General features: G+C 33.7%; 6 protein-coding genes and 1 rRNA gene. 6 read left to right on the top strand and 1 reads right to left on the bottom strand.

The features are described from left to right. Positions 1-545 precede the first annotated feature (545 nt). The 6 genes from DPQ31_RS01415 to DPQ31_RS01390 all read left to right on the top strand — a co-directional run bounded on the left by DPQ31_RS01415 (position 546) and on the right by DPQ31_RS01390 (position 5,557). Positions 546-1,247: a response regulator transcription factor gene (locus DPQ31_RS01415; protein WP_208731475.1), complete on the top strand. Its 702-nt coding sequence runs from the start codon at positions 546-548 to the stop codon at positions 1,245-1,247. Positions 1,248-1,255: 8 nt separating this feature from the next. Further along, positions 1,256-2,200, top strand: a complete 945-nt coding sequence (locus DPQ31_RS01410; RefSeq protein ID WP_208731474.1) for a sensor histidine kinase — start codon at positions 1,256-1,258, stop codon at positions 2,198-2,200. Positions 2,201-2,268: 68 nt separating this feature from the next. Next, a complete protein-coding gene (locus DPQ31_RS01405; RefSeq protein WP_097959919.1) occupies positions 2,269-3,198 on the top strand; it encodes an ABC transporter ATP-binding protein in 930 nt (309 codons plus the stop codon). After that, positions 3,191-3,928 carry an ABC transporter permease gene (locus tag DPQ31_RS01400; RefSeq protein ID WP_208731473.1) on the top strand — a complete coding sequence of 246 codons (738 nt, stop codon included), beginning with the start codon at positions 3,191-3,193 and terminating at the stop codon, positions 3,926-3,928. Before DPQ31_RS01405 ends, DPQ31_RS01400 begins: the two co-directional genes overlap by 8 nt. 17 nt (positions 3,929-3,945) lie before the next feature. After that, complete coding sequence (uppP, locus tag DPQ31_RS01395) at positions 3,946-4,743, top strand: undecaprenyl-diphosphate phosphatase UppP (protein ID WP_001279969.1); 798 nt, start codon at positions 3,946-3,948, stop codon at positions 4,741-4,743. 355 nt (positions 4,744-5,098) lie between these two features. Continuing rightward, on the top strand, positions 5,099-5,557 hold the full coding sequence (locus DPQ31_RS01390; protein WP_098712044.1) for an ASCH domain-containing protein: 459 nt from the start codon (positions 5,099-5,101) through the stop codon (positions 5,555-5,557). Positions 5,558-5,698: 141 nt separating this feature from the next. Here DPQ31_RS01390 and rrf read toward each other — a convergent pair. Further along, positions 5,699-5,814: ribosomal RNA gene (gene rrf / locus DPQ31_RS01385) — 5S ribosomal RNA — on the bottom strand. Positions 5,815-5,850: the final 36 nt, after the last annotated feature.

The raw sequence follows: 5,850 nt of genomic DNA, 5'->3' as shown, positions 1-5,850 counted from the left end.
GGATCAAACTCTCCAATAAAGTTAGTTTGTCTAGCATCTAAAAATAAAAATTGACGTTTCACGTTGTTTGTTTCGTTCAGTTTTCAAAGAACTACTTGGTCGCTCATTTGCGACTCTCTTATGTTAACATTTTCGTTAATTGATGTCAACTAAGTTTTTTATTTCGTTTGTCGTTTTCTGCGTTATTGCATCGGCGACTTGTTCTATATTACACCTCTATACTCTAATCGTCAACACCTTTTTACAAAGAAATTTAATTTAAATATATTAATACCCTTTAGGCTATATAAGCCCTTACAGTAGTTTCATTAACGAGAAACTCTCTTCTCCTTCTCTTTACTAAATCTATCCTCCGAAACATATTCAATTAAATACTTCATTCGTCAAACCTTACTTAATTTATAAGAATGTTTTCCCTAAAGAAACTAGCAACCTTATTTTAACAAATACTAGTATATAATTAGAGAGTTATTGTATTCCCTAATGTACCTCTTTGCTTATCGTGTTGTACTACCAATAAAACTCTATTAGAAACAGGTGATAATATGAAAGATATACGTATTCTTATAGCAGACGATGATAAAGAAATTCGAAATTTATTAAAAATATATTTAGAACGAGAATTATATATGGTAGATACTGCGATTAACGGCGATGAAGCCTTGCAGTTATTTAATCAAAAAAATTATAACCTCGTTATATTAGATATTATGATGCCAAAAGTAGATGGTATTGAAGTATGTAGAAAGCTTAGAGATAAAACTAACGTACCGATATTAATGCTGACCGCTAAAGATCACGAAGTTGATAAAATTTTAGGTTTAAGCATTGGCGCTGATGATTACATTACGAAACCTTTCAGCATTCACGAAGTGGTTGCACGAGTAAAAGCTCTTATACGGCGTTTTTTAGTTCTTGGAAGTAACAATACCGTTCAAGAAAAAACAACTTTAGCTTTTAAAGGACTCACTATCAATTTAAATACATATACAGTTCATACAAATAAAGAGGAAATCAACTTAACCGGAAAAGAACTGGAACTATTAAAATTCTTTACTTCAAACCCAGGGCAAGTATTTACAAAAACGCAGCTCTTCCGAAATGTGTGGGACGATAATTATATAGAAGATGACAATACCGTTATGGTACATATTCGAAAACTTAGAAAGAAAATAGAAATCGATCCTTCTAATCCAAAATTCATTCAAACTATATGGGGAATTGGTTATAAGTTTGCGGACTTTTAAATATACAAATGGGCCCAAGAGTAAAAATGTCTTTATTTATTACCCTTATCTTAATTACAACTTATCTCTTCTTTTCAAGGATACAATTCATTCAAAATCACAAATCAATGAATACTAAATTAAGTCGTGTATTAAACGGAAATTTACAAACGAGATTATTCACAAGCAATGACCGTTCCTTACATAATATCGTTTTTTCAATAAACGAACTAATAGCTGAATTAGAAAAGGTTCGGATTGAAGCAAAAAGATACGAGAAATCTAGAAAACAACTTTTGTCTAGTATCTCGCATGATATCCGAACACCACTCACCTCCATTATTGGATATATCGATGCTTTAAAAGATGGAGTAGCTGCTTCTGAAATAGAAAAGCAAGAATATCTTAAAATACTTTATATGAAATCAAATAACTTAAAACATCTAGTTGATGAAATATTCAATATGGCAAAGCTAGACGCCAATGAATTCCCACTAAAAGAAGAAGAACTCGATTTTTCTGAAGTTACTAGAGAAGTTTTAATCGATTTTTCACCTGAACTCTCAAAACATAATATCGAACTACAGGTTCTTATACCAGAATCTACTTGTCCTATCATCGCAGATCACCTTAGCCTTATGCGAATTATAGGTAATTTAATAAAAAATGCCATTTATTACGGAAAAGATGGGAAAACAGTAGGAATCGAACTACTAGAAACCAATACAGAATATGAACTTCTTATTTGGGACAAAGGCCCTGGCATTCCAAAACATGATTTACAAAACATATTTGAGCGAATGTACCGAAGCGAACAATCAAGAACCTCCTCTTTTGGTAGTAGCGGTCTCTTGCTTTCGATTTCTAAAGCGCTCGTTGAGAGAAATGGTGGGCATATATGGGTTGAAAGTATCCCATGGAAACGAACTACTTTTGGTTTTTCCATTCCAAAATACACTTCTTTTAAGAAATAGTTAAGAAATGATTAATATGCAGTTAAGCCTTCCTTCTTATTATGTAAGTAAGAACTTATAGAAAGTAGGTGTCTCCTATACATACAATTATAAAAACGACTAACCTTACTAAAGTATATGGCACTCAAAAATCAGTAGATAATCTAAATATTAATGTTCAACAAGGAGAAGTTTATGGATTCATAGGACGCAACGGTGCGGGCAAAACAACAACCATACGTATGCTACTTAGCCTTATAAAGCCTACAAGTGGAAACATTGAAATATTCGGAGAGGATTTATTTCAAAATCAAAAAGATATTTTAAGAAGAATTGGTTCTATCGTTGAGGTTCCAGGGTTTTATGAAAACTTAACTGCAAAAGAAAACTTATTAATTAATGCAAAGATAATTGGGATCCACAAAAAGAATGCCATTGAAGAAGCATTAGAAATAGTAGGCTTACAGCACGAAACAAAAAAGTTAGTAGGAAAGTATTCTTTAGGAATGAAGCAGCGCTTAGGAATTGCACGTGCTCTTCTCCACTATCCAGAACTACTCATACTAGATGAACCAACTAATGGACTCGATCCAATCGGTATTAAAGAAATGCGAAAACTCATTAAATCTTTAGCTCAGGAAAGAAATATAACGATACTCATTTCTAGTCACATATTAGCTGAAGTAGAACAACTAGTCGATCGTATGGGAATTATCCACGAAGGAAAGTTACTAGAAGAAGTTTCTCTTGATACGCTACGCAAATCCAACCGTAAGTACATAGAATTTCAAGTGAATAATGACAATAGAGCCACGATGCTATTAGAAAATCATCTTCAAATTTTTGATTATGAAGTACATGATGAAGGGAATATTCGTATTTATTCTCATTTTGGACAGCAAGGACACATAAACAGAACGTTCGTTCTTAACGATGTTGATGTATTAAAAATGGCGATGAGCGAAGACAGATTAGAAGATTATTTCACCAATCTAGTTGGAGGTGGAACAATTGGTTAAGCTGCTCTATACAGAACTATTAAAATTAAAACGTTCCAATATGTTTTTGATTAGCATTATCGGGGCTGGCGTCGCCCCCTTCTTAGTGGTCGTAGCGTCTTATATACACATAAAAACAAAACAACCTACTCCAACTATTTTGTTCCATCAACTATTCACTGAAGTTAACTTATATACCACTTTAGTTATAGGATTCCCCTTATATGGGGTAGTGATTGCTTATCTGTTTACCCGTGAATATACAGAAGATACACTAAAACATTTACTAACTATTCCAGTCTCACGCATTAGCTTTATTATAAGTAAGTTCATTATTCTCTTTCTTTGGATTATTATGCTTACTTTAGTCGCTTGGGCACTAACTTTATTATTAGGGCTAATAGGTAGCTTCCCTGGATTTAGCACCATCTTACTCTTAAGCTCTCTCGTAAAATTTTTAATATGTGGTGGACTTCTCTTTCTATTGTCTTCACCTATTGTACTATTAACCGTTGTAATGAAGACCTATGTACCACCTATTATATTAACGGTCATTATTACAATGACTAACCTTATGCTCGTGAACTCTAAACATAAAGATCTATTTCCGTGGACCGCTACTCTAGATATCGCAAATAACGAATTACAACCCACATATCCACCAGAGTATTCTTATATCATCATTGCAGCAACAGCAATTTTCGGATGTATTGCAACACTATTCTATTTTAAGAGAGTAGATATTCATTAATTTATAGGAGTGAAACTATGAGCGATATCATCATTGCCTTCATACTCGGTATTGTAGAGGGATTAGCAGAATTTTTACCTATCTCTTCTACTGGCCACCTTATATTAGTCGGACATTTATTAGGTTTCGAAGGAGAAAGAGCAAAGACCTTTGAAATCGTTATACAGTTAGGAGCAATTTTAGCTATTGCGATTTTATACTATAAACGTCTTGTTTCTTTATGTAATATTAAACCTCTTCTACGAAAAGAGAAAAAATTCAACGCATTCCATGTATTTCTTGGTGTATTCCCAGCGGTAGTTGCTGGATTACTATTACATGATGTTATTAAAACATACTTATTCCAGCCATATACTGTCGTCATTGGGCTTGTAGCAGGAGCAATTCTTATGATTTTTGCAGAAGTAAAAAAGACAGAAGCAACCGCCTATTCACTGGATGATTTAACCTACCGTCAAGCATTAACAATTGGATTATTTCAATGCTTAGCGGTATATCCTGGCTTCTCTAGAGCTGGCTCTACTATTTCTGGAGGGTTATTAGCGAAAGTAAATTATAAGACCGCATCTGAATTCTCTTTTCTCATTGCTCTTCCTGTAATGGTTGGAGCTACAGGCTTAGACTTATTAAAAAGTTGGAAATATTTAAGCGTTGATGACATCCCTATGTTTGCGGTAGGATTCATTACCTCTTTTATAGTAGCAATGCTAGCCGTAGTAACTTTTTTGAAGCTTTTAGAGAAGATTGGTTTAAAACCTTTTGCATATTATCGTATTTTGCTGGCTATCTTATTTACGCTTTTCATATTGCTATAGATTCATATAAGTCACATATTACTAAACTGATATTCAAGTTGGAATATCAGTTTTTTCTCTATTTCACCTCTAGTATTACTCACTTCAATATGGCATAGTTGTAATAAATCGCCCTTAATAATCCGAATATTCTTCAAACAGTTATATCCTTTACCGTACGACACAATTGGAAAATTAAAAATCACATATATGGACAGAACGTGTTTACAAACCATATTCATTCCGCATATTCTCTTTCTTAATTCGCAACACACCGATACAAATTTTAAATGAGTACAAAGGCATAACAAATAAGTAAATTTCTCAGGAATTATAAAAAAAACTAAAGATTAATTAGAGTGAGGTAACGATACAAATGAACCCATTAGCACAAACATATTGGGATACTTATTGGGGAAACAATGAAAAACCAGCATCTGTTACAGCTTGGCAATTTGGGGATTCCCCTAATTATCTTGCACAATTAGTAATTGACGGTATCAAAACCGCAACATGCTCCGGTCACATTTTTTATGAATTAGAAAATGAACCACTACCAACGACTAATGATTATAGTATTATACTCAATAGTCAGGATGAACCTGTAGCGATTATTAAGACAATAGAAGTAACTGTAACACCGATGAATGAAGTAAGCGAAGAATTCGCCATCGCTGAAGGCGAAGGCGATCGTACTTATAATTACTGGAGAAACACCCATGTTCGTTTTTTTACAAAGGAACTAAATGAGCTTGGTTTTACTTTTTCTAAAGATATGCTACTCGTTTGCGAACGATTTGAGCTCATTGATGTGAAAAATACAGCAGAACTATAATAAACAGAGCTTTACTGAAATTTCATATTGCTATTTTTTAACACAAATAAGCTCGTTATTTATAGCTCAAGAAAACTACAGATAACGAGCTTATTTTATAAAACACAAAAAAGACGAGTCATTCTGACTCGTCTTAAGCTTGCTTGGCGACGTCCTACTCTCACAGGGACAAGGTCCCAACTACCATCGGCGCTAGAGAGCTTAACTTCCGTGTTCGGTATGGGAACGGGTGTGACCTCTCTGCCATCATCACCAAACTATGAAGGCATATTCCTTCAAAACTAGATAACATT

The organism is Bacillus sp. COPE52, from assembly GCF_003355115.1.
GTDB lineage: Bacteria > Bacillota > Bacilli > Bacillales > Bacillaceae_G > Bacillus_A > Bacillus_A toyonensis.
Note: the sequence above shows the minus strand (reverse complement) of the source record. Positions and strands in the feature narration are given on the sequence as shown.

What these genes read in the sequence shown, in the direction of transcription:
- DPQ31_RS01415 (WP_208731475.1), top strand. Translation starts at nt 546, where the DNA reads ATGAAAGATATACGTATTCTTATAGCAGACGATGATAAAGAAATTCGA.
- DPQ31_RS01410 (WP_208731474.1), top strand. Translation starts at nt 1,256, where the DNA reads ATGGGCCCAAGAGTAAAAATGTCTTTATTTATTACCCTTATCTTAATT.
- uppP (WP_001279969.1), top strand. Translation starts at nt 3,946, where the DNA reads ATGAGCGATATCATCATTGCCTTCATACTCGGTATTGTAGAGGGATTA.
- DPQ31_RS01390 (WP_098712044.1), top strand. Translation starts at nt 5,099, where the DNA reads ATGAACCCATTAGCACAAACATATTGGGATACTTATTGGGGAAACAAT.